Consider the following 23,795-nt stretch of genomic DNA (forward strand, 5'->3'; position numbering starts at 1 on the left):
GTGTCCAAATATCCCACAGGGGGTCCGGGGGACGTGAAGTCCCCCGGCTTGGCCGTCAGCCCTGCGCCGCGCCCTTGTGGCGGCGGTTCCACATCACCGAATTGACAAAGGCCGCGCCGATGAAGACCGCGCCCAGCATTCCCGTCACGACCTCGGGCAGGTGCCACATGGTCTGGCCGAACATGATGATCGACAGGATCAGGATCGACCAGAAGGCGCCGTGTTCCAGGTAACGGAATTCCGCCAGCGTGCCGCGTTCGACCAGCATCACCGTCATGGACCGCACATACATCGCGCCGATGCCCAGGCCGATGGCGATCAGGAACAGGTTCTGGGTCAGGGCGAAGGCGCCGATCACGCCGTCAAAGCTGAAGGACGCGTCCAGCACTTCCAGATACAGGAACCCGCCCAGCCCCGCCTGCGCGGCGCTGTGGGACCGTTCCTGCGCCTCGCCCCAGCGGTCCAGCACATGGCCCAGGGCATCCACGGCAAGAAAAGTCACGATCCCCCACATGGCGCTGAACATGAACAGGTGTTCGTCGCGCACCGGCAGCAGCCAGACGAAGACCAGGATGATGACCAGCACGAAGCCGACCTCCATTCCGCGCACCGATCCGCAGGCGCGCAGCGCGCGTTCCACCTTGCCGATCCAGTCGACCTCCTTGGACTGGTCGAAGAAAAAGGTCAGAGCGACCAGCATCAGGAAGGCGCCGCCGAAGGCCGCGATGGGCAGATGCGCCTCTTGGATCAGGCGGGAATATTCCTGGGGGCTGGTCGCGGCCAGCCTGATCGCGGCCCAGGGACCGATCCCGGCGGCGATCACCACGATCAGCAGCGGAAAGATGACCCGCATCCCGAAGACGGCGATCAGGATCCCCCAGGTCAGGAAGCGGCGCTGCCAGGCGGGCGTCATTTCCTTCAGCTTGTTGGCGTTGACGATGGCGTTGTCGAAGGACAGCGAGATTTCCAGGATCGCCAGCACCAGCGCGATCATCAGGAAGGACACCGCGCCCGAGGTGCTACCGGTAAACCGATACCCCAGCCAGGCGGCCAGGACGACGCCCGTCGCCGTGACGATCAATGGCCAACGAAGATAGGACAAGGATGAACGCATCGGGTTTCTCCCCTTTACGGACCGACCAATAGGCGGCTGGAACTGGGGCGGCAAGGGCATTTGCGCCGCAGGGGCGCGGCCCTACAGCCAGCGTTTCCACCGCAGCACCAGCCAGGTCGCCGCCGCCGTCCCGGCCATCAGCAGCAGCGCCATGGGATAGCCCCAGGCCTCGTCCAGTTCCGGCATCATCTGGAAGTTCATGCCATAGATGCTGGCGATCAGCGTCGGCGGCAGGAACAGGGCTGCCACCACCGACAGGATCCGCACGGTGTTGTTCTGTTCCAGGTTGATCATGCCCAGCGTCGTGTCCACCGCCAGGCTGACCCGCGATCCGAGGAAATCGGCATGGACCTCCAACGCCTGGACATCGCGCAACTGGCCCTTGACCACCGGACGCAGCCGCCCGGATTCGGGCTGTTCGTCGATGGTGGCGATATAGAAGGCCAGCATCCGCTCGATGGTCAGAAGCGACAGCCGCACGCGGGCCATGGCCTCGGCCTCGCGGCCCACCTGGCGCAGCGCGGCTTGCAGCCGGTCGCCCTGGCCGCGCGCGCTGCGGGTCTCGAAGATCGAGATGGTCGCCTCGTCCAGCAAACGGCCCGATCCCTCCAGGATGTCGGCCAGCCGGGCGATGATCTCCTCGACCAGGCCCAGGAACAGGCGATGGGGGGTGGAACAGCCCAGCGTCGACCGTTCGCCGCGTTCGGGATAGGTCAGGAACGGGCGCGGCGAATGGTGCCGCACCGTGACCAGCCGGTTGGGCGACAGGATGAAGCTGACCGGCATCGTCACGCGGTTGCCGTCGCCCCGTTCCCCCGGCAGCACGGCGGTCATGTAGTCCGTCCCCGCTTCCCGATACAGGCGGTTCGAGATCTCGATCTCTTCCATGTCGGCCAGCGTGGGAACATCGACGCCTAGGTCGCGCAGCAGCGCGGTTTCCTGCTTTCCGGGGGCGATCAGGTCGATCCAGATGGCATCGGCCAAGGGCGCATCCTTGTCCTGCCGCACGATGCGCCCGTTGCGGATGACATAGGAATACATCATGGCGGCGATCCCGATCCTGGCAAACACCGCCTTGGTAGCCTGCCGTCCGCCAAAGAAAAAGGGTGCCCGGAAGGCACCCTTTCCCGTTCGGGCCGGACCGCCTCAGAAGGTGCGGTCGCGGAAATGGTCGTCGATGTTGCGTTCGGCCTCGTCCTTGGTCCAGCCGTATTTTTCCTGCAACTTGCCGGCCAGCTGGTCCTTGTTGCCGTCGATCCGGTCCAGGTCGTCGTCGGTCAGGTCGCCCCATTTTTCCTTGACCGAACCTTTGACCTGCTTCCATTTTCCCTGGATGATGTCCCAGTTCATGCTTGTCTCCTTTGGACGCTGTGATCTGGGAAATAACCGCCTGCGGCGGGCCAGGGTTCCGGCGCGCCTGCCTCAGTTCACCCGGTCGTGAGGGTCGCGCCCTTCGGCAAAGGCCGTCAGGTTGTCCAAGGCGCGCAGCCCCATCGCCGTGCGCGTGTCGTCGGTGGCGGTGCCCAGATGGGGCAGCAGGGTGGCGTTCGGGGCGCCCAGCAGCGCCTGCGGCACCAGCGGTTCGCGTTCATAGACATCCAGCCCGGCGCCCGCGATCTGCCCCGCGTTCAGCGCCTGAATCAGCGCGGCTTCGTCGACCACGTCGCCGCGGGCGATATTGACCAGATAGCCCTGCGGCCCAAGCGCCGCCATCTGCCGCGCGCCGATCAGGTGCCGGGTTCCCGCGCCGCCCGGAACGGCGACGACCGCGACATCGGCCTGCTCCAGCATCCCGTCCAGGTCGGGAATCTGGCGGGCCGGGAATTCCAGGCCGGCGACCGAGGATCGGTTGAAGAACACCACGTCCATGCCGAAGCCGAAATGGCAGCGCCGGGCGATGGCCTTGCCGATCCGGCCCATGCCGACGATGCCGACGGTCCGCCCGCTGACTTGGCCGCCCAGAAGCTGCGTCGGGTTCCAGCCCTGCCATTGACCGGCGCGCAGGATCCGCTCGCCCTCCGAGGCGCGGCGCAGCGTCATCAGGATCAGCGTCAGCGCGATGTCGGCTGTGGCGTCGGTCACCACCCCCGGCGTGTTCGTGACCACGACCCCCGCCGCCGCGGCCGCCGCCACGTCTATATGGTTATAGCCCGCCCCGAAATTCGCCAGGATCCGGCAGCGCACCGGCTGCGCGAAGGTGGCGGCGGTGAAGGCGTCGCCCAGCGTCGGGATGATCGCGTCGTAATCGCGCAGCGCCTGCGCGGCCTGGGATTCCGACATCGGGGTATTGTCGCGGAAGGTGGCGTCAAAGCGGTCGCGGATCGCCTGGCTGGCCCGGTCGGTCATGGGCCGCGTCACCAGCAGCCGCATCAGAACAGCCGCCCGCCATTCGCCACGGTCAGGTCGGGGCGGACCAGCACGACCTCTCCGTCCGCGTCGGGGACGCCCAGGACCAGCACCTCGGACCGGACGGGGCCGATCTGGCGGGGCGGAAAGTTCACCACGCACAGCACCTGCTTGCCGACCAGCGTTTCAGGGTCATAGTGCCGGGTGATCTGGGCCGAGGATTTGCGCTCGCCCAGATCGCCCACGTCCAGCCACAGCTTGAAGGCGGGCTTGCGCGCCTCGGGGAAAGGCTCGACGCGGGTGATGGTGGCGGTGCGGATGTCGACCTTCAGGAAATCGTCAAAGCTGATCGTCATTGTGAAGCCTTTCCCAGTTCGGTGGCGGCGGCAATGGTGCGCGCCATCAGCGGCGGCAGTCCGTTATCCGGATCCATCAGCACCCGCAACCCGGCGGCAGTCGTCCCGCCGGGCGAGGTGACGTTTTCGCGCAGCACCGCCGGATCCTCGTCCGCGTCGATGGCAAGCGCCCCAGCCCCGGCGACGGTCATGCGCGCCAGGTCCAGCGACAGCGCGGCGGGCAGACCCTGCGCCTCGCCGGCCTGAGCCATCGCCTCGATCAGGTGGAAGACATAGGCCGGTCCGCTGCCCGACAGGCCGGTCACCGCATCCATCTGATCCTCGCTGTCCAGGCGCACAACGCGGCCCACGGCCGCCATCAGCGCCTGCGCCAGATCCAGATGCGCCGGGGTCGCCAGGCTGTTGCCGATCATCGCGCTGATCCCCTGGCCGATGGCGGCGGGGGTGTTCGGCATCACGCGGACGATGGGCGAGCCGGGAAAGGCGGCTTCGAAGGTGGCGATGGTGGTGCCCGCAGCGACCGACAGCACCAGCGTATCGGCCAGGCGCGGCACGCCGCCCAAGGCCTCGGCCATCATCTGCGGCTTGACGGCCAGCACCAGCACCGCCGGATCGGCGGGCAGCGCGGCGTTCACCCGCAGCCCCTTGTCCTGCCATTCAGGCGCCAGCCGGGGGTCGATCACCGTCACCGCGCCGGGTTCCAGCCCGCGCGCCAGCCAACCGCGCAGCATCGCGCCGCCCATCCGCCCGCAACCGACCAGCACTAGCCCGCGCCTGTTGATATCGTCGAAATCGCCCATCCGGCCCCCCTATCTTGCATCGGGGCCGCGCCGCCCCTTATGCCCGTCCGTAGGCCTCGCCCAGGGCGATGTCCAGTGCGGCGGCGGGGGCGCTGTTGCCCCAGGCAACCAGTTGGAAGGACGGATAGAACCGCTCGCAACCCAGCAGCGCGTTGCCGATCATCCGGTCCACCTGCTCGGCCGAGGCGATCGCGTCGCCGCCCAGCACCAGGCCATAGCGCCAGACCATCAGCCGCTGCCTGGACCAGAAGGTGAAGCCGCCGTCCCAGACCTGATCGTTGGCCAGATTCAGCGTCTCATAGATCAGCGGCAGCCGGTCGGCGGGCGGATCCAGGTCGAAGGTGCAGATCAGGCGCAGCACCTCTTCCCGAGGGGACCAGGCCAGCGTCAGGGTATAGCTGCGCCACTGCCCCTGGACCGTCATGACGATCTGGTCGTCGGCCAGGCGGTCGAAATCCCAGTCGTGATGGGCGGCGACCACCTCGACGATGTCGATGGGATGAATCTCATCGGTCGGAATCACTGCTTCCGTTTGCGCCATGTCGTATCCTGCCTCGGACGGGACGCGATGCGATGCCGCTGTCCCTTGTTCATGAAACAAGACCGGGCGGGGTTGCCCGGATGTTCCTACTGCATATCGTGGTCGCGATTGTGCCCGCTGTAAAGCAAAATTCCCGAAAAGATTGTGGAAAACACGATGACTGGCTAAATCGCGCCATCGGAACGGCAAGACAGGCGAACCCCATGCAAGACGGCCCCCGCGGCAATATGGAACAGGCTTCGGCGGGGGGCTGGATCGACCTGTCCGGGGCGGCCAACCGCCGTCCCTGGCCGGGGCGCGCGCAGCCCGCGGACGGGCCGCAAAAGCCGCTGGCGCAGGCCGCGGCAGACTGGCTGGGCTGCGATCCCGCGCAGGTCAGGGCGGTGGCGGATGTGTCTGCGGCGATCCTGCGCCTGCCGCCCGGACGGGCGGCGGTGCTGGCGGGCGGCGATGCGGCATCCCTGCGCGCGGCGGGCTGGCAGGTGGCCCAGGTCCGGGACATCCACGACATGGCGGGTATCGACCTTGCGGTGGTCGGGAATCCCGGCCATTCCGCTGGCCGGGACTGGCCGCCCGAGGCGCTGTCCCGGCTGGCCCGGCAGGTGGGCCACCTGGTCGTGGATGAAAGCCTTGCCGATCCGCGCCCCGATCTGTCGCTGGCCCCCGCCCTGCCCGGCAACGGGCTGATCCTGCGGGATCTCCGCCCGTTCTGGGGCCTGCGGGGGCTTGGTCTGGTGTTGGCCGCCCCCGCCCTGCTGGACCGCCTGTCCGACTGCCCGCCGCCCGACGGCCCGGCCCTGTCGCTTGGCGCCCAGGCTCTGGCCGACCGGGCCTGGGCCGATCAGACGATCCTGTATCTGGCCGAGGCCGTGCTGCGCCTGGACCGGCTGGCGGTGGCGGCGGGATGGCGCCCGGCGGGCGGCACGCATCTGTTTCGCCTGTACGACACCCGCGATGCGGCGGCGGCGCAGGACCGGCTGGCCCGCGCCCATATCCGGGTGCATCGGCCTGTCCGCCCGGACCGCCGCCTGCGGCTGGGCATCCCGGCCGATCGCGCGGAATGGGACCGCCTCTGCGCCGTCCTGCGCGAATTTTAGGCAACGGCTCCGCAAGATCTCGCGCCCCGGACCGCATTGTGTAAGCTGCGGGAAAAGACCAACGGGGACAGCGCATGTCGATCAAGGCCAGCATCTATCACCTGACGCATTACAGATACGACCGTCCGGTGATCCTTGGCCCGCAGGTGATCCGGTTGCGCCCCGCGCCGCATTCGCGCACCCGCGTCATCTCTCATTCGCTGAAGGTCGCGCCCGAAGGCCATTTCGTGAACCACCAGCAGGATCCCTTCGGCAACTGGCTGGCGCGCTTCGTCTTTCCCGAACCCGTCCGCGAGCTGAAGATCGAGGTCGATCTGACAGCCGACATGACCGTCTACAACCCGTTCGACTTCTTCGTGGAAGACAGTTCCGAACACTGGCCCTTCGACTATGCCCTCGACCTGGCCGAGGAACTGGTCCCTTACCGCGCCGTCGAACCCGCCGGGCCGCTGCTGCGCGCGCTGCTGGACAGCATCCCGCGCGACCGGACCCGCACCGTGGATTTCGTGGTGGCGCTGAACGCGCGCATCGCGGCCGAGACCGGCTATACCATCCGCATGGAACCCGGCGTCCAGACGCCCGAGGAGACGCTGGGCCTGCGCAGCGGATCCTGCCGCGATTCCACCTGGCTGCTGGTCAATGCGCTGCGCCATCTGGGCTTTGCCGCGCGCTTCGTGTCGGGATACCTGATCCAGTTGAAGCCGGACCTGCAGGCGCTTGACGGTCCCTCGGGCACCGCCCACGACTTCACCGACCTGCACGCCTGGGCCGAGGTCTATCTGCCCGGCGCAGGCTGGATCGGCCTGGATCCGACATCCGGCCTGCTGGCGGGGGAAAGCCATATCCCGCTAGCCGCCGCGCCGCATTACCGCAGTTGCGCGCCGATCAGCGGCGCCGCCAGCTTTGCCGAGGTCGATTTCCATTTCGACATGCAGGTCCGCCGCGTGGCCGAACATCCGCGCATCACCAAGCCCTTCAGCGACGATGCCTGGGCCGACCTGAACCGGCTAGGCCAACAGGTCGACGCCGCCCTGCGCGAGGGCGACGTGCGCCTGACCATGGGCGGAGAGCCGACCTTCGTGTCCATCGACGATTTCGAAAGCCCGGAATGGAACACCGATGCGGTCGGCCCGGCGAAGCGCGACCGCGCCGACCTGCTGATCCGCAAGCTGCGAGACCGTTTCGCGCCGAACGGGTTCCTGCATCACGGCCAGGGCAAATGGTATCCGGGGGAAACGCTGCCCCGCTGGACCTTCTCGCTGTACTGGCGGCGCGACGGCCAGCCGGTCTGGCAGAATCCCGGCCTGATCGCGCGCGAATCGGGCGGCGGCGCGGCGACGCCCCTCCAGGCGCAGGAACTGCTGCGGGAAATGGCGGCCGAACTGGGCGTTTCCGGCGACAACGTGCTGCCCGCCTATGAGGATCCGGCCGAATGGCTGCTGCGCGAGGCCCGGCTGCCCGCGAATGTCACGCCCGAAAACAGCGAACTGGCCGACCCCGAGGCGCGCCACCGCATCGCGGCCGTTTTCGACCGGGGGCTGACCGTGCCCACCGGCTTCGTGCTGCCGGTGCAGGCCTGGCAATCGCGCGCGGGCCTGCGGTGGCATTCGGAACGCTGGCGGCTGCGGCGCGGGCATATCTTCCTGGTGCCCGGCGACAGCCCTGTCGGATATCGCCTGCCGCTGTCGTCGCTGCCGCATCTGCCGGAATCCGACTATCCCTATGTCAATCCGGCCGATCCGACCCAGGACCGCGCGCCGCTGGCCCCGCCGGGTCCGGTCGCGCCCGGCCGCAAGTCGCAGCCCATGGCCAGTTTCGTCGCCCATGCGCCGGTTCAGGACGGGGTGTCCCAAGGGCCTGGCGCGGGCGACGCGGAACTGGGCGGCAAGATCCGCACTGCTCTGTCGGTCGAGCCGAAGAACGGGCGGCTCTGCGTCTTCATGCCGCCGGTGGCGACGCTGGAGGAATATCTGGACCTGCTGCGCGCGGTCGAGGCCGCGGCCCTGCGCCTGAACCTGCCGGTCCATGTGGAAGGCTACGCCCCGCCCCACGATCCGCGCCTGAACGTGATCCGCGTCGCCCCCGATCCCGGCGTGATCGAGGTGAACATCCACCCCGCCGAAAGCTGGGACGACTGCGTGGCGATCACCCAGGGCGTCTATGAGGACGCGCGCCAGTCCCGCCTTGGCGCGGAAAAGTTCATGATCGACGGCAAGCATACCGGCACCGGCGGGGGCAATCATGTCGTGGTGGGGGGCGCGACGACCAATGACAGCCCCTTCCTGCGCCGCCCCGACCTGCTGGCAAGCCTGATCCGGCACTGGAACCGGCATCCCTCGCTGTCCTACCTGTTCTCGGGGCTGTTCATCGGCCCTACGTCCCAGGCCCCGCGCATCGACGAGGCGCGGCACGATTCGCTCTATGAACTGGAAATCGCCCTGGCCCAGATCCCGGCGCCGGACCAGGGCACGCCGCCCTTGCCCTGGCTGACCGACCGGCTGCTGCGCAACATCCTGACCGATGTGACGGGCAACACCCACCGGGCGGAAATCTGCATCGACAAGCTGTATTCCCCCGACGGCCCCACCGGCCGCCTGGGCCTGGTCGAGTTCCGGGGCTTCGAGATGCCGCCTGACGCGCGCATGTCCCTGGCCCAGCAACTGCTGCTGCGCGCGCTGATCGCGCGGTTCTGGAAGTCGCCCGCCTCGGGCGACCTGACCCGCTGGGGCGCGGCGCTGCACGACCGCTTCATGCTGCCGCATTTCGTCTGGACGGATTTCTGCGACGTGCTGCGCGACCTGACCGACCACGGCTTCCCGATGCGGCAGGACTGGTTCAAGGCCCAGGCCGAATTCCGTTTTCCCTTCTGCGGCGAGGTCGAGGTCGAGGGGGTCCACCTGGAACTGCGCCAGGCCCTGGAACCCTGGCATGTCCTGGGCGAAACCGGCGCCATCGGCGGCACCGTGCGCTATACCGACAGTTCCACCGAACGCTTGCAGGTCAAGCTGTCGGCGGCGGATCCCCTTCGCTATCAGGTGCTGTGCAACGGCCGCGCGGTGCCGCTGACGGATATCGGCGCGGGCGAATCGGTGGCGGGGGTGCGCTTCAAGGCGTGGCAGCCCGCATCGGCGCTGCACCCGGTCCTGCCGGTCCATGCGCCGCTGACCTTCGACATCTTCGACAGCTGGTCGAATCGCCCGCTGGGCGGCTGCGTCTATCACGTCGCCCATCCGGGCGGGCGAAATTACGACACCTTCCCGGTGAACGGGAACGAGGCCGAGGCGCGCCGCCTGGCGCGGTTCAGCCCCCACGGCCACCGCCCCGGCCACGGCCACCCGGTCGCGCCGGAACGCATCCACCGCGAATTCCCGCTGACGCTGGATCTGCGCCGTGCGGTGGGGGTGTGACGCGCCATGACCGGCGAGGCCGCCTTTGCCATGGGACAGCCGCGCAGCGCGTCCTATCGCCCGCTGCCCGGCATCCCGGACGAGATGGTCGGCCCGGATGGCCTGATCCACCCGCCCTGGCGCAGGCTGATGGCCCATCTGGACGCGCTGTCGGACGAGGAGCTGACCCGCGACCTGGCCCGCGCCGACCGCTATCTTCTGGATAGCGGGGTCTTCTATCGCCAATACGGCGAAGGACAGTCCGTCGAACGCCCCTGGCCGCTGAGCCAGATTCCCGTCCTGCTGGCCGAGGACGAATGGTCCCGGATCGCCCATGCCCTGACGCAGCGCGCCGACCTGCTGGAGGCGGTGATCGCCGATCTCTACGGCCCGAACCAGCTTGTCGCCTCGGGGCAGTTGCCCGCCGCCCTGGTCGCGGGCAACCCGGAATGGTTGCGCCCGATGGTGGGCGTCACGCCGCGCGGCGGGCATTTCCTGCATTTCCTGGCTTTCGAGCTGGGGCGCGGCCCCGACGGGCAGTGGTGGGTTCTGGCAGACCGCACCCAAGCGCCCTCGGGCGCGGGCTATGCCCTGGAAAATCGCGTCGCCATGACCCGCGCCTATTCCGAACTTTACGCCGCAGGCAATGTGCACCGCCTTGCCGGGTTCTTCCGCGCCTTCCGCGACGCCTTGCGCGACCAGGCGGGCGACCGGGACGGCCGGGTGGCGATCCTGACCCCCGGCCCGATGAACGAAACCTATTTCGAACATGCCTATATCGCCCGCTATCTGGGCTTCACCCTGCTGGAGGGCGACGACCTGGTCGTGGCCAGCGACCGGCTGATGGTGCGCAGCGTACAGGGGATGGCCCCGGTCGACGTGCTGTGGCGCAGGCTGGACGGGAACTATGCCGACCCGCTGGAATTGGACCCAGCCTCGCGGATTGGCACCCCCGGCATGATGGCCGCGCTGCGGGCGGGCACGGTGACGATGGTCAACGCCCTGGGGTCGGGGGTGTTGGAGACCCGCGCCCTGATGGCCTTCCTGCCGCAGCTTGCGCCCGAACTGGTGCGTGCGCCGCTGGCCATGCCGAATATCGCGACCTGGTGGTGCGGCACGGCATCCGCGCGGGCCGAGGTGCGGGCGGATCCCCGCAGGATGGTGCTGGCCGACGCGCTGACCACGCGCGCGCCCTTCGATCCCAAGGACGACCTGATCCGGGCAGCCGCGCTGTCGCCTCAGACGCTCGCCCTCAGGCTGGACCATGGCGGCGGCGATCTGGTCGCGCAGGAAGCCGTCACCCTGTCCACCACCCCCGCCCTGGTGGAGGGCAGGCTGGTGCCGCGCCCGATGACGCTGCGCGTCTATCTGGCCCGCACCGCCGAAGGCTGGACGGTGATGCCCGGCGGCTTCGCCCGGATCGGCGCGTCGGGCGACGCCTCGGCCATCGCCATGCAGGACGGCGGGGCGGCGGCGGATGTCTGGGTGGTCGGGCGCGATCCGGTGCCGGCGATCAGCCTGGCCCGGCAGGCAAGCGCCGCCGACAAGCGCCTGATCCCCGGCGGCCTGCCCGCGCGGGCGGCCGACAACCTGTTCTGGCTGGGCCGCTATGCCGAACGGGCCGAGGGGATCGTGCGGCTGATGCGGGCCTATCACATGCGCCTGGCGGAATCGGGCGATGCGGGGGCGGGGCTGCTGGAGGGGTTCGATCCGCTGTTCCGGCAGATGGGCATCGACCCCGCCGCGCCCATTCCGCAAAAGCTGCTGGACAACCTGGCCGCCGCTATCGGCAGCGCGGGCCGGGTGCGCGACCGCTTTTCCCCCGATGCCTGGTCGGCGCTGCACGATATCGACCGCAGCGCCCGCGCCCTGGCCCCCCGCGTGGCGCCGGGCGACGACGCTGCCCGCGCTCTGTCGGCGCTGCTGCGCAAGCTGGCGGGGATCTCGGGGCTGGTGCATGAAAACATGTACCGCTTCGTCGGCTGGCGGTTCCTGACGATCGGGCGGCTGCACGAACGCGCCATGGGCACCGCGGCGCTGCTGGCGGTGCTGTGCGACGAGGCCGCGCCCGAAGGCGCCCTGGACCTGGCGATCGAGGTCGGCGACAGTGTGCTGACCCATCGCCGCCGCTTCACCCTGGATGCGTCCCGCGCGACGGTCATCGACCTGCTGGCGCTGGACCCGCTGAATCCGCGCGCGCTGCGCCACCAGATCGACGGGCTGCGCGAACAGGTGGACATGCTGCCCGCCGCCAACGACCACGGTGCCCTGTCTCCGCTGGCGCGCGCGGTCCTGCGCCTGCACGCCGACCTGGCCACCGCCGATCCCGACAGCCTGACGACCGACGCGCTGTGGTCGCTGCGCGGGCGCATCGGCGGGCTGTCCGACCTGCTGACCGCCGCCTATTTTCCCTGATGCTGTACCGCCTGCGCCTGTCCTTCCGCTATGACTTCGCCCGTCCGACGGGCGCCGGGCGGCAGCTTCTGCGCATCACCCCCGCCGACCTGCCGGGCCTGCAAGAGGTCCAGCAGACCGCCATCACCGTCACCCCGCCTCCGGTCGAGCGCAGCGGCTTCACCGATTTCTTCGGCAACGAGGTGACGCAGCTGGTCCTGCCCGCCGGTCTGACGCAGCTGCGCTTCGACATGTCGGGCCGTGTGCTGCGCCACGGGGACGAGACCGAACTGGACCTGTCGGCCAGCCCCGCCTCCCTGGCCCTGGACCTGGCCGAGATCACCGATCTTGGCCCCCATTCACCGCATCACTTCCTGCGCCCTTCGCCCCGCATCCCGCACGTCCCGGCCATCGCCGATTTCGCCCGCGCCGCCTGCGCCGGTGCGGCCACCCTGCGCGATGCGGTGCAATCCCTGGGCCGCGCCATCCACGCCCACATGCGCTTCGATTCCGCCGCGACCGAGGTCGACACCCCCATCGCCGACGCCTTTGCCGGGCGGCAGGGGGTCTGCCAGGATTTCTCGCAGATCATGATCTCGGGGCTGCGCAGCATCGGCGTTCCGGGGGCCTATGTCTCGGGCTTCCTGCGCACCGTGCCGCCGCCCGGCAGGCCCCGGCTGGAGGGCGCCGACGCCATGCACGCCTGGGTCCGCGCCTGGACCGGGGCCGAGGCGGGCTGGTGCGAATACGACCCCACCAATGCCTGCTTCGTGGGCGCCGATCACGTCACCATCGGCTATGGCCGCGACTATGGCGACGTGGCCCCCGTCACCGGATCCATGCGGCTGGCCGGGTCGCAATCGGGCAGCCACAGCGTCGACATCGTCGCCGAGGAATAACCGTCCCGGCCCCGCCGCGCCCCGCGACAATCAGGGATGACCCTGCGCCAAAGCCGTGCCAAGCTGGGGGCGATACAAGCCCGCTGCCATGGATTTGATGGCTTCACGCGGTCGCGATTTTGGTTGTAAGAAGCGCGACCTGTTTGCGCTAACGAATTGGGGGGAGGTTTTCATGACACCGATCGAGCCGGTCTATGGCACCGCCACGCTGCTGATCATCGCAGCCTTGGCGATCGTGCTGCTGCTGTTCCTGATCATGCGGCTGAAGATGCACGCCTTCATCGCCCTGGTGCTGGTCAGCCTGGTCACGGCCCTTGTCGCGGGCATTCCGCTGAACGACGTGATGCCCACCCTGCTGCAAGGCTTCGGCAGCACGCTCGCGTCCGTCGCGCTGCTGGTCGGGTTCGGCGCCATGATCGGCCGCCTGCTGGAGGTGACGGGCGGCGCGCAGGTTCTGGCCGACCGGCTGATCGCCCAGTTCGGGGAACGCCGCGCGCCCTTTGCCCTGGGGATCGCGTCGCTGCTGTTCGGCTTTCCGATCTTCTTCGACGCCGGGCTGGTGGTGATGCTGCCGATCATCTTCAGCGTGGCCCTGCGGTTCGGGGGGTCCGTGCTGCTGTATGCGTTGCCCGCCGCCGGGGCCTTCGCGGTGATGCACGCCTTCGTGCCGCCCCATCCCGGCCCCGTCGCGGCGGGCGACCTGCTGGGGGCGGATATCGGGCTGCTGCTGATCGTGGGCGTGATCGTCGCGATCCCCACCTGGTATCTGGGCGCCTATCTGTTCGGGCAATGGGCCGGCAAGCGGTTCGTGGTTCCTGTCCCGGAACTGCTGGGAGCCGACCTGACGCGGGACACCGCCGGGCCGGTGCCGCGCTTCGGGCAGGTGATGCTGGTCCTGCTGCTGCCGCTGGGGCTGATCTTCCTCAACACCGGGCTGAACACCCTGGCGACCATCGGCGTGGTGGACGCAGAGGCCGCCTGGATCATCGGCCTGCGTTTGCTGGGCCAGACGCCCGTGGCGCTGCTGATCACGCTGCTGGTGGCGATGGCGATCCTGGGCAAGGGCAAGCCCGCGTCCGAGGTCGAACGGATCGTGGACCGCGCCCTTGGCCCGATCTGCGCCATCATCCTGGTCACCGGCGCGGGCGGCATGTTCGGCGGCGTGCTGCGCGCCAGCGGCGTGGGCCAGGCGCTTGCGGGCAGCCTCGAATCGGTCGGGATGCCGCTGATCGTGGCGGCCTTCGTGATCTCGACCGCGCTGCGGGTGGCGCAGGGATCGGCCACGGTGGCGCTGACCACCACCGCCGGGCTGATCGCCCCCACCGTCGCCGCGACCACCGGCCTGTCCGAACTGGACCGCTGCTTCCTGGTCATCGCCATCGCGGGCGGAGCCACGGTGCTGAGCCATTTCAACGATTCCGGCTTCTGGCTGGTCGGGCGGTTCCTCAACATGGACGAAAGGACCACGCTGAAGACCTGGACGGTGATGGAAACCCTGCTGGGCAGCATCGGCTTCGGCTTCGCCCTGCTGGGATGGTGGCTGCTGTGACAGGGCCGCAGCATATCGTGGTGATGGGGGTGTCGGGCAGCGGCAAGACCACCACCGGCGCCGCCCTGGCCCAGCGGATGGGCTGGCCCTTCGTGGAAGGCGACAGCTTCCACCCGGAAGCGAATGTCAGAAAGATGGCCGAGGGCACGCCCCTGGACGACACCGACCGCGCCCCCTGGCTGCAGGCCCTGGCCGACCAGATCGCCGCAGCCGAGGCGCGGGGCGAAAGCCTGGTCCTGGGCTGTTCGGCGTTGAAGCGCGCCTATCGCGACATCCTGCGCGGCGGCGCGCCCCGCGTGCGGTTCCTGCACATCCACGGCCCGCGCGAATTGCTGGCCGAACGGCTGAACCACCGCGCCGGGCATTTCTTCCCGCCGAAGCTGCTGGAATCGCAACTGGCGGCGCTGGAACCGCTGGCGGAAGACGAGGACGGCGCGGTCGTGGACCTGGCGCTGCCGGTCGAGGATCAGGTGCGGGCGGCGGTGCGGATGCTGGGGCTGGCCTGACGGACCGACGCATGATTGTGCAGCATCGTTGAACACTGAAGCCAGCAGAGGCATACTAATCCCTGACATTTCATCGGCTTATATCCCTTGTCATGGAAACGACAAACACGATGAGCAATACGATGAAAACCTTTGCAACTGTTCTTGGCGCCCTGATCCTGGCCACCGGCACTGCCCAAGCCGCCAGCTTCAACGCGGGCAATCCCGATGCCGACATGCCGACCGCCCCGGTCGTCGCCGCCCACAGCGTGCAGGTGAAGGCGGCGAAGGTGCTGTCCGGCAAGGAGCTTGCGCGGCGCGGTGTGGACGCCAACACCGAAGTGACGGTCAGCGACTTCACCGCCCCCGGCCCGCGTTCGACCTATACCCGCTGAACGGCCCGTTCCGCGCTCGAACCGCCCCCCTCACAAGGGGCGGTTTTCCTTTTCGGCGGCCCGGTGCATGGTGGCGTGCATGGATATCGGTGTCTTCCGCACATTCGTCAGCGTCGTCGATGAGGGCAGCTTTTCAACCGCCGCCCTGCGCCTGGGCATTTCCCGCAGCCTGTGCAGCAAGCATGTCGCCGACCTGGAAGCCGACCTGGGCGTCCGGCTGCTGACGCGCACCACCCGCAAGGTGACGCCCACGGCGGTCGGCCTGTCCTATTGCCGCGATCTGCGCGAAATCCTTGCGCGGCTGGACGAGGCGACGGAATCGGTCAAGGCCGCCTCGGGCAGTCAGTCCGGCATCCTCAAGATCGGCAGCCCGATCTTCTATACGCTGAAGGTATTGCAGCCGCATCTGCTGGACTTCATGGAGCGGTATCGCGACATCCAGTTGCAGGTCATGCTGGACGACGGCGCCAGCGACATCATCGGCCAGGGCTTCGACGCGGTGATCCGCATCGGCAATCTGCGGGATTCCACCCTGCACGCGCGCAAGCTGCATTCGGTGCAGATCCGGCTGGTGGCCGCGTCCGGCTATCTGGACAGCAACGGCCGCCCGGAACGCCCCGCCGACCTGCTGCGGCACGATTGCCTGCATTACACCAACCTGCCCGGCAACCTGACCTGGCCCCTGCGCCGCGGCAGCCGCACGATCCGCCAACTGGTCAGGCCCAGCTTTTCCAGCAACAACACGGAATTGCTGCATGCCATGGCGCTGAACGGTCAGGGGGTCGCGCTGCTGCCGGAATTCCTGGTGCGCGACGACGTGGCGGCGGGCAGGCTGGAGGTGCTGATGCCCGAATACACGCTGCCCGACCTGCCGGTGAACCTGGTCTATCCCTCGGGCAAGCTGCTGACCGGGGCGATGCGCAGCTTTTTGGATTTCGCGACCAAGCTGCGGCTGTCATGAAGAAAGCCGCCCCAAGGGCGGCTTCCGGTATCGCTGACGCTGCGGTTCAGCAGCTGTAATACATAGCGTATTCGATGGGATGGGGCGTATGCTCATAGGCATAGACCTCTTCCCATTTCAGCTTGATATAGGATTCGAGCTGGTCGCGGGTGAACACGTCGCCCGCCAGCAGGAAGTCCATGTCCTTCTCCAGTTCTTCCAGCGCCTCGCGCAGGGAACCGCAGACGGTCGGAATTTCGGCCAGTTCTTCCGGCGGCAGGTCGTACAGATCCTTGTCCGACGCGGGGCCGGGGTCGATCCGGTTCTTGATCCCGTCCAGGCCCGCCATCAGCAGCGCCGCGAAAGCCAGATAGGGGTTGGCCGACGGATCGGGGAAGCGGGCTTCCACACGCTTGGCCTTCGGCGATTCGGTCCACGGAATGCGGACGCAGCCGGAACGGTTGCGCGCGGAATAGGCGCGCAGCACCGGCGCCTCGAAGCCGGGAATCAGCCGCTTGTAGCTGTTCGTGCTGGGATTGGTCAGCGCGTTCAGCGCCTTGGCGTGCTTCAGGATGCCGCCGATGAAATACAGCGCCTCCTGGCTCAGGTCGGCATATTTGTCCCCCGCGAACAGCGGCTTGCCGTCCTTCCAGATCGACATGTTGACGTGCATCCCCGACCCGTTGTCGCCCTTCATGGGCTTGGGCATGAAGGTCACCGACTTGCCATAGGCATGGGCGACGTTGTGGATGACGTATTTGTACTTCTGGATGTTGTCGGCCTGTTCTGTCAGCCCGCCGAAGATCAGCCCCAGCTCGTGCTGGCCGCTGGCGACCTCGTGATGGTGCTTGTCGACCTTCATGCCCATCCGCTTCATGGTGGACAGCATCTCGCCGCGGATGTCCTGGCCCGCGTCGATGGGGTTCACCGGGAAATAGCCGCCCTTGTGGGCCGCGCGATGGCCCTGGTTGCCCATCTCGTATTCGGTGTCGGTGTTCCAGGCGGCGTCGACCGAATCGATCTGGAAGCTGACCTTCTGCGGCGTGACCGAATAGCGCACGTCGTCGAAGATGAAGAACTCGGCCTCGGGGCCGCAATAGAAGGCGTCGCCGATGCCGGTGGATTTCAGATAGGCCTCGGCCTTGACGGCGGTGCCGCGCGGGTCGCGGGCATAGGCCTCGCTGGTATCCGGCTCGACCACGTTGCAATGCACGCACAGCGTCTTTTCGGCATAGAACGGATCCAGATAGACCGAGGCCGGATCCGGGATCAGCTTCATGTCGGACTGGTCGATCGACTTCCAGCCCGCGATGGACGATCCGTCGAACATGAAGCCTTCCTCGAAGAAGTCCTCGTTGATCAGATCCACGTCCAGCGTCACATGCTGAAGCTTGCCCTTGGGATCGGTGAAGCGGACGTCGACATAGGCGACCTCCTCGTCCTTCAGCAGAGCCAAGACATCATTGACTTTCATCTCTTCCCTTTCTTCGTAGCTGCGGCCCGGCCATCCTGACGCCGGGCACGAAAGTCATTCTGGAATTGCGTGACGGGTTCAGACGGCGTCGTCGCCGGTTTCGCCCGTGCGGATGCGGATCGCCTGCTCGACCGGAGAGACGAAGATCTTGCCGTCGCCGATCTTCTCGGTACGGGCGGCGCCGACGATGGCGTCGATGGCGGCATCGACCTGGTCGTCCGGCAGCACCATCTCGATCTTCACCTTGGGCAGGAAATCGACCACGTATTCCGCGCCGCGATAAAGCTCGGTATGACCCTTCTGGCGGCCGAAGCCCTTGACCTCGGTGACGGAAAGACCCTGCACGCCCACTTCCTGAAGCGCCTCCTTCACATCGTCCAGCTTGAACGGCTTGATGATCGCCTCGATCTTCTTCATCGCAATGATCCTTCCTCGCGGCTTGTCTGAAGCCTGATTGGCGGGTTTCATGGCACGGGTAAACGGGCGGCGATGCGGATTGCCGCTGCAACCCCAGAGAGCCGGGTTTTGTGCCTGTTTTTTGCGCTTGATGATGAATTAAAAGGCAGACGCCATGCTGACAGGCACCGAAGTTCTGACGACCGCCCAAATCCGCGCCATCGAATCCGCCGCCATGGCCAGCGGCAAGGTTACGGGACTGGAACTGATGGAACGGGCGGGCAGCGCCGTGGCAGGGCAGATTCGCCTTCGCTGGCCCAAGCCGGGGCGGGTCACGGTGCTGTGCGGTCCGGGCAACAACGGCGGCGACGGCTATGTGGTGGCGCGGCTGCTGCACCGGGCGGGATGGCGGGTGCGGGTGCTGGGAATGGACAACACGCCGGGGCCGGACGCGACCGAGATGAAACGGCAGTGGGGAAAGATCGGGGGGATCGGGGCGCTGACCGAGAGCGAAGTGATGCATGGCCCAGACAGCGACGTTTATATCGATGCGATATTAGGCATCCGCATGACCCGGCCACCCGAAGGAGAAATCTCTGAAATCCTCGCACGGATCTATGGACGGGGCGGCGATGGGGTCTGGTTTCGCGAACAACTTGTCGCTGTCGATTGCCCCAGTGGGCTGTGCTTGGAGAGCGGCAAACCCTTTCCTTTCCCCCAAGGAGGCGGCACTTTTGACAGTCCCGCCCAGCTGACCGTTGCCTTCGACAGCCCCAAGCCCGGCCATCTGATTGGCCTTGGTCCAATTCTGTGCGGCGAGTTGATCGTGGCCGACATTGGGTTGAAACGGTGGAGAGAGCGTAATCTCGACAGCCGAGGCTTGCGGCCCGTCAGACTTGAAGCCATCTGGCCAGACTTCGGCATCCCGGACGAGAGGCGGATCGGACTTTCGCCCGCGGATCGGCTGAAGAAACATGCGTTCGCAAGCCAGCACAAATACAGCCACGGCCACGCCCTGATCCTTGCTGGAGGCCCTGCCAGGGGCGGTGCCGCGCGCCTGTCCGCCCGCGCGGCGCTGCGGATCGGCTCTGGTCTGGTGACTGTCGGACCGCCGCAGGACGCCCTGCTCGAACACTCAGGCCGCCCCGACGCCCTGATGCGCCACGCCATCGACGATGCCGACGCCCTGCGCCACCTGCTGACCGACGCCCGCATCAATGCGATCTGCATCGGTCCCGGCTGCGGCATCGACCGCGCAACCGCCCTGCTGGCCGAGGCCCTACCCGCCCGGCGCGCTGCCGTCCTGGACGCAGACGCGCTGACTGCCCTGTCGCGCGAGCCGGACCTGATGGCCGCCCTGCACGCCGCTTGCGTCCTCACTCCGCACATGGGCGAATTCGCCCGCCTGTTCCCCGACCTTGCGGAGCGTCTGGACGCCAAGCCGACCCAAGGCCCCGCCTATTCCAAACTGGACGCCGCCCGCGACGCCGCCGCGCGCTGTGGTGCCGTGGTTCTGCTGAAAGGCCCGGATACCGTGATCGCCGCCCCAGATAGCCACGCCCGCATCCATTCCGCCTTCGACATCCCCTGGCTTGCCACCGCGGGCGCCGGCGACGTGCTGGCGGGGATCATCACCGGCCTGCTGGCGCGCGGCTTGCAACCGCTGGACGCCGCCGGCCTGGGCGCGCTGATCCACGCCAAGGCCGCCCGCGCCTTCGGCCCCGGCCTGATCGCCGACGACCTGCCAGAGATGATCCCGCAGGTCTTGCGCGAGACGGCTTAGAAATCCCAGTCCTCGTCCTCGGTCGCGACGGCCTTGCCGATGACATAGGACGACCCGGATCCGCTGAAGAAATCGTGGTTCTCGCTATCCGGCGACAGGGCGGCCAGGATGGCGGGGTTCACCTCGCAGACTTGGGGCGGGAAAAGCGCTTCATAACCAAGGTTCTGCAGGGCCTTGTTCGCGTTGTAATGCAGGAAGGCCTTGACGTCCTCGGTCAGGCCGATGCCATCGTAAAGCTCGGCCGTATAGCGCTGCTCGATATCGTAAAGCTCGAAGATCAGCGAGAAGGCGAAGTCCTTCAACTCGGCCCGCTTCTCCTCGGACAGCTTTTCCAGCCCGCGCTGATACTTGTAGCCGATGTAATAACCATGCACCGCCTCGTCGCGGATGATCAGCCGGATCAGGTCGGCGGTGTTGGTCAGCTTGGCGCGGCTGGACCAGTACATCGGCAGATAGAAGCCCGAATAGAACAGGAAGCTTTCCAGGAAAACGCTGGCGATCTTGCGCTTCAGCGGATCGCTGCCCGCCTTGTATTCGTCCAGGATCAGCCGCGCCTTGCCCTGCAGATGCGGGTTTTCCTCGGACCAGCGGAAGGCCTCGTCCACCTCCTTGGTCAGGCACAGGGTCGAGAAGATCGAGCTATAGGATCGCGCATGAACCGCCTCCATGAAGGCGATGTTGGACAGCACCGCCTCCTCATGCGGGGTGATCGCATCCGGCATCATCGAAGGCGCGCCGATGGTGTTCTGCACCGTGTCCAGCAGAGTCAGGCCGGTAAAGACGCGGATCGTCAGCTCCCGCTCCTGGGGACGCAGCGTCGCCCAGCTTTGCACGTCGTTCGACAGCGGCACCTTTTCCGGCAGCCAGAAGTTCACCGTCAGCCGGTTCCAGACCTCCAGGTCCTTCTCGTCGTCCAGGCGGTTCCAGTTGATCGCGCGCGCGACCGTCCGCATCTGCTGATCCTTCATGGCGAAGAACCCCTCTCATCTTCTGTGTAAAAATATCCCGCGGGGGTCCGGGGGTGTGAAACCCCCGGTTCGACGGTCCTTACAAGGTGCAGGACACGCAGCCCTGAACCTCGGTCCCCTCCAGCGCGGTCTGGCGCAAGCGGATGTAGTAGATGGTCTTGATGCCCTTCTTCCACGCATAGATCTGCGCGCGGTTGATATCGCGGGTCGTGGCCTCGGCCGGGAAGAACAGCGTCAGCGACAGGCCCTGATCGACATGCTCGGTCGCGGCGGCATAGGTGTCGATGATCGCCTCGGGGCCGATCTCATAGGCGTCGCGATAGTATTCCAGGTTCTCGTTCGACATGAAGGCGGCGGGGTAATAGACCCGGCCGATCTTGCCCTCCTTGCGGATTTCGATCTTGGAAACAATGGGATGGATCGAACTGGTCGAATTGTTGATATAGCTGATCGACCCCGTGGGCGGCACCGCCTGAAGGTTGCGGTTATACAGTCCGTGTTCCATCACATCGGCTTTCAGCGCTGCCCAGTCCTGGCGCGTGGGCAGGGTCACGCCCTCGAAGACGCGCGCCACGTCCGGCAGCGTGGGCAGCCAGTCGCGGCTGGTGTATTTGTCGAAGAACGACCCGTCCGCATAGGCCGACTTGTCGAAATCCTTGAAGGTCAGGCCCTTCTCCTGCGCCAGCAAGTTGGATGCGCGGATCGCGTGGAAGGCCACGGCGGCGAAATAGACCGAGGTGAACTCGACCCCCTCGGGCGATCCGTAATGGATGCGTTCGCGCGCCAGGAAGCCGTGCAGGTTCATCTGGCCCAGGCCCACCGCATGCGCCTCGTCATTGCCGCGCCGGATCGAGGGCACGGCGTCGATGGCCGACATTTCCGACACGGCGGTCAGGGCGCGGATCGCGGCCTCGATGGTGGCGCCGAAGTCCGGGCCGTCCATGGTCGCGGCGATGTTCAGCGAGCCGAGATTGCAGGAAATATCCGTGCCCAGGTGCGAATAGGACAGATCCTCGTTGAACTCGGACGCCTCGTTCACTTGCAGGATCTCGCTGCACAGGTTCGACATGGTGATGCGCCCGTGGATGGGGTTGGCGCGGTTCACCGTGTCCTCGAACATGATATAGGGATAGCCGCTCTCGAACTGGATCTCGGCGATGGTCTGGAAGAATTCGCGGGCGTTGATCTTGCGCTTCTTGATGCGCTTGTCGTCCACCATCTCGGCATATTTCTCGGTCACGGAAATGTCCGAGAAAGGCACGCCATAGACCTTCTGCACGTCATGGGGCGAGAACAGGTACATGTCCTGGTTCTTCTTGGCCAGTTCGAAGGTGATGTCGGGGATGACCACGCCCAGCGACAGCGTCTTGATGCGGATCTTTTCGTCCGCGTTCTCGCGCTTGGTGTCCAGGAAGCGCAGGATGTCGGGATGGTGGGCGTTCAGATAGACCGCGCCAGCCCCCTGCCGCGCGCCCAGCTGGTTGGCATAGCTGAAGCTGTCCTCCAGCAGTTTCATCACCGGGATGACGCCCGAGGACTGGTTCTCGATCCCCTTGATCGGCGCCCCGGCCTCGCGGATGTTGGTCAGCATCAGCGCCACGCCCCCGCCGCGCTTGGACAGTTGCAGCGACGAATTGATCGCCCGGCCGATGGACTCCATGTTGTCCTCGATCCGCAGCAGGAAGCAGGAAATCAGCTCGCCCCGCGATTTCTTGCCCGCGTTCAGGAAGGTGGGCGTCGCGGGCTGGAAGCGGCCCGACAGCATCTCCTCCATGAAGCGCATCGCCAGCGCCTCGTCCCCGCGCGCAAGCGTCAGCGCGACCATGACCACGCGATCCTCGTAGCGTTCCAGGTAACGCTGCCCGTCGCGGGTCTTCAGCGTGTAGCTGGTGTAATATTTGAACGCGCCCAGGAAGGTGGGAAAGCGGAACTTGCGCGCATAGGCGGCGTCCCAGATGGCGCGCTGGAAATTCTTGGAATACTGGTCCAGCACCTCGGGCTCGTAATAGCCTTCGTCCACCAGATAGCGCAGCTTTTCGTCCAGGTTGTGGAAGAAGACGGTGTTCTGGTTCACGTGCTGCAGGAAATACTGCCGCGCGGCCATGCGGTCGGCCTCGAACCGGATGCGGCCGTCCGCGTCATACAGGTTCAGCATCGCGTTCAGCGCGTGGTAATCCAGTTCTGGCTTCAGACCGTCAAGCATTCCAACCCCCGGAATTGATGAAGGCCCGCGCGGACCTTTTGAATATCGGTGTCCGTTCCCGCCAGCTCGAACCGCCACAGCACGGGGACGTTGCATTTTTCCGCGATCACGCGGGCCGACAGCGCATAGGTCGCGCCGAAATTGCGGTTTCCCGTGCCGATCACCCCGCGCAGCAATGCGCGGCAGGCGGGATCGTTCAGGAAATGGATCACCGGCTTCGGAACCGCGCCGCGCCCCTGCCCGTCGGCATAGGTGGGGCAGATCAGCACAAAGGGCGCATCGACCGCAGGCATCGGCTCGCCCGGCCGCATCGGGATCCGCAGCGCGGGCAGGCCCAGGCGCGCCACGAAACGCGCCGTGTTCCCCGAGGCCGAGGAATAGAAGACCAGCCCAGGCATGGCCGGATCAGGCCAGGCGGCCGATCATGTCGGGACGGAAGCCGGCCCAGTGCGAGTCCCCCGCCACCACCACAGGCGCCTGCCGATAGCCAAGCGCCATCACCCGTTCCATCGCGGCCTCGTCCTCGGTCAGGTCGATCACGTCATAGGACAGCCCGCGCGCATCAAGGGCGCGGGTGGTCGCGGTGCATTGCACGCAGGCCGGCTTGGAATAAACGGTGATGGTCATGGCCTCTGCTCCTTCTATGTGGTCGGCGGCGGGCCGCGGGGC

General features: G+C 67.0%; 22 protein-coding genes. 9 read left to right on the forward strand and 13 right to left on the reverse strand.

The genetic code is table 11. From position 1 onward, the window contains the following. Positions 1–55 precede the first annotated feature (55 nt). The 7 genes from ACTJI6_RS12625 to ACTJI6_RS12655 form a co-directional block, all read right to left on the reverse strand. Entirely contained in the window at positions 56–1,114 is a 1,059-nt protein-coding gene (locus ACTJI6_RS12625; protein WP_126153856.1) for a DUF475 domain-containing protein, read from the reverse strand. 81 nt (positions 1,115–1,195) lie between these two features. Beyond that, on the reverse strand, positions 1,196–2,185 hold the full coding sequence (locus tag ACTJI6_RS12630; RefSeq protein WP_440801174.1) for a magnesium transporter CorA family protein: 990 nt from the start codon (positions 2,183–2,185) through the stop codon (positions 1,196–1,198). 75 nt (positions 2,186–2,260) lie between these two features. Further along, the gene (locus ACTJI6_RS12635) at positions 2,261–2,464 is read right to left on the reverse strand and encodes a CsbD family protein (RefSeq protein ID WP_126153854.1); all 204 of its coding nucleotides are present in this window, start codon (positions 2,462–2,464) and stop codon (positions 2,261–2,263) included. A 72-nt stretch (positions 2,465–2,536) separates the two neighbouring features. Next, positions 2,537–3,484 carry a 2-hydroxyacid dehydrogenase gene (locus ACTJI6_RS12640; protein WP_440801176.1) on the reverse strand — a complete coding sequence of 316 codons (948 nt, stop codon included), beginning with the start codon at positions 3,482–3,484 and terminating at the stop codon, positions 2,537–2,539. After that, positions 3,484–3,816 carry a tRNA-binding protein gene (locus tag ACTJI6_RS12645; RefSeq protein ID WP_126153852.1) on the reverse strand — a complete coding sequence of 111 codons (333 nt, stop codon included), beginning with the start codon at positions 3,814–3,816 and terminating at the stop codon, positions 3,484–3,486. Before ACTJI6_RS12645 ends, ACTJI6_RS12640 begins: the two co-directional genes overlap by 1 nt. Next, complete coding sequence (gene proC / locus ACTJI6_RS12650; protein WP_440801177.1) at positions 3,813–4,616, reverse strand: pyrroline-5-carboxylate reductase; 804 nt, start codon at positions 4,614–4,616, stop codon at positions 3,813–3,815. Before proC ends, ACTJI6_RS12645 begins: the two co-directional genes overlap by 4 nt. A gap of 37 nt (positions 4,617–4,653) precedes the next feature. Continuing rightward, a complete protein-coding gene (locus tag ACTJI6_RS12655; protein ID WP_126153850.1) occupies positions 4,654–5,157 on the reverse strand; it encodes a YbjN domain-containing protein in 504 nt (167 codons plus the stop codon). 203 nt (positions 5,158–5,360) lie between these two features. On the opposite strand from ACTJI6_RS12655, the gene ACTJI6_RS12660 reads away from it, so the two are divergent. The 8 genes from ACTJI6_RS12660 (at position 5,361) to ACTJI6_RS12695 (ending at position 16,323) form a co-directional block, all read left to right on the forward strand. Continuing rightward, positions 5,361–6,254 carry a threonine-phosphate decarboxylase gene (locus ACTJI6_RS12660; protein ID WP_440801180.1) on the forward strand — a complete coding sequence of 298 codons (894 nt, stop codon included), beginning with the start codon at positions 5,361–5,363 and terminating at the stop codon, positions 6,252–6,254. 74 nt (positions 6,255–6,328) lie between these two features. Continuing rightward, complete coding sequence (locus ACTJI6_RS12665) at positions 6,329–9,661, forward strand: DUF2126 domain-containing protein (protein WP_440801182.1); 3,333 nt, start codon at positions 6,329–6,331, stop codon at positions 9,659–9,661. A 6-nt stretch (positions 9,662–9,667) separates the two neighbouring features. Further along, positions 9,668–12,055, forward strand: coding sequence for a circularly permuted type 2 ATP-grasp protein (locus ACTJI6_RS12670; RefSeq protein ID WP_440801183.1), 2,388 nt, complete (start codon positions 9,668–9,670; stop codon positions 12,053–12,055). After that, a complete protein-coding gene (locus tag ACTJI6_RS12675; protein WP_440801184.1) occupies positions 12,055–12,933 on the forward strand; it encodes a transglutaminase family protein in 879 nt (292 codons plus the stop codon). Before ACTJI6_RS12670 ends, ACTJI6_RS12675 begins: the two co-directional genes overlap by 1 nt. 172 nt (positions 12,934–13,105) lie before the next feature. Beyond that, positions 13,106–14,482 carry a GntP family permease gene (locus ACTJI6_RS12680; protein WP_440801185.1) on the forward strand — a complete coding sequence of 459 codons (1,377 nt, stop codon included), beginning with the start codon at positions 13,106–13,108 and terminating at the stop codon, positions 14,480–14,482. Further along, positions 14,479–14,988: a gluconokinase gene (locus ACTJI6_RS12685; protein WP_241232701.1), complete on the forward strand. Its 510-nt coding sequence runs from the start codon at positions 14,479–14,481 to the stop codon at positions 14,986–14,988. Before ACTJI6_RS12680 ends, ACTJI6_RS12685 begins: the two co-directional genes overlap by 4 nt. Before the next feature lie 122 nt (positions 14,989–15,110). Next, complete coding sequence (locus tag ACTJI6_RS12690) at positions 15,111–15,362, forward strand: hypothetical protein (RefSeq protein ID WP_126153843.1); 252 nt, start codon at positions 15,111–15,113, stop codon at positions 15,360–15,362. A gap of 79 nt (positions 15,363–15,441) precedes the next feature. Then, positions 15,442–16,323, forward strand: coding sequence for a LysR family transcriptional regulator (locus tag ACTJI6_RS12695; RefSeq protein ID WP_164555168.1), 882 nt, complete (start codon positions 15,442–15,444; stop codon positions 16,321–16,323). 46 nt (positions 16,324–16,369) lie between these two features. On the opposite strand, the gene glnA is transcribed toward ACTJI6_RS12695, so the two are convergent. Both glnA and ACTJI6_RS12705 read right to left on the reverse strand, forming a co-directional pair. Beyond that, positions 16,370–17,776 carry a type I glutamate--ammonia ligase gene (glnA, locus tag ACTJI6_RS12700; protein ID WP_440801186.1) on the reverse strand — a complete coding sequence of 469 codons (1,407 nt, stop codon included), beginning with the start codon at positions 17,774–17,776 and terminating at the stop codon, positions 16,370–16,372. Positions 17,777–17,854: 78 nt separating this feature from the next. Continuing rightward, a complete protein-coding gene (locus ACTJI6_RS12705; RefSeq protein WP_126153840.1) occupies positions 17,855–18,193 on the reverse strand; it encodes a P-II family nitrogen regulator in 339 nt (112 codons plus the stop codon). A gap of 154 nt (positions 18,194–18,347) precedes the next feature. On the opposite strand from ACTJI6_RS12705, the gene ACTJI6_RS12710 reads away from it, so the two are divergent. Further along, positions 18,348–19,955 (forward strand): NAD(P)H-hydrate dehydratase, encoded by a 1,608-nt coding sequence (locus tag ACTJI6_RS12710; RefSeq protein WP_440801187.1) that lies wholly within the window; start codon positions 18,348–18,350, stop codon positions 19,953–19,955. Here ACTJI6_RS12710 and nrdF read toward each other — a convergent pair. The 4 genes from nrdF to nrdH form a co-directional block, all read right to left on the reverse strand. After that, positions 19,952–20,923, reverse strand: coding sequence for a class 1b ribonucleoside-diphosphate reductase subunit beta (gene nrdF, locus ACTJI6_RS12715; RefSeq protein WP_440801189.1), 972 nt, complete (start codon positions 20,921–20,923; stop codon positions 19,952–19,954). The genes ACTJI6_RS12710 and nrdF overlap by 4 nt on opposite strands. 79 nt (positions 20,924–21,002) lie before the next feature. Next, positions 21,003–23,126, reverse strand: coding sequence for a class 1b ribonucleoside-diphosphate reductase subunit alpha (gene nrdE / locus ACTJI6_RS12720; RefSeq protein ID WP_440801191.1), 2,124 nt, complete (start codon positions 23,124–23,126; stop codon positions 21,003–21,005). After that, complete coding sequence (gene nrdI / locus ACTJI6_RS12725; protein WP_440801192.1) at positions 23,111–23,524, reverse strand: class Ib ribonucleoside-diphosphate reductase assembly flavoprotein NrdI; 414 nt, start codon at positions 23,522–23,524, stop codon at positions 23,111–23,113. Before nrdI ends, nrdE begins: the two co-directional genes overlap by 16 nt. Before the next feature lie 7 nt (positions 23,525–23,531). Further along, positions 23,532–23,753: a glutaredoxin-like protein NrdH gene (gene nrdH, locus ACTJI6_RS12730; RefSeq protein ID WP_126153835.1), complete on the reverse strand. Its 222-nt coding sequence runs from the start codon at positions 23,751–23,753 to the stop codon at positions 23,532–23,534. Between the last annotated feature and the right edge of the window lie 42 nt (positions 23,754–23,795).

The organism is Paracoccus sp. 22332, assembly GCF_052045125.1.
GTDB lineage: Bacteria > Pseudomonadota > Alphaproteobacteria > Rhodobacterales > Rhodobacteraceae > Paracoccus > Paracoccus haematequi_A.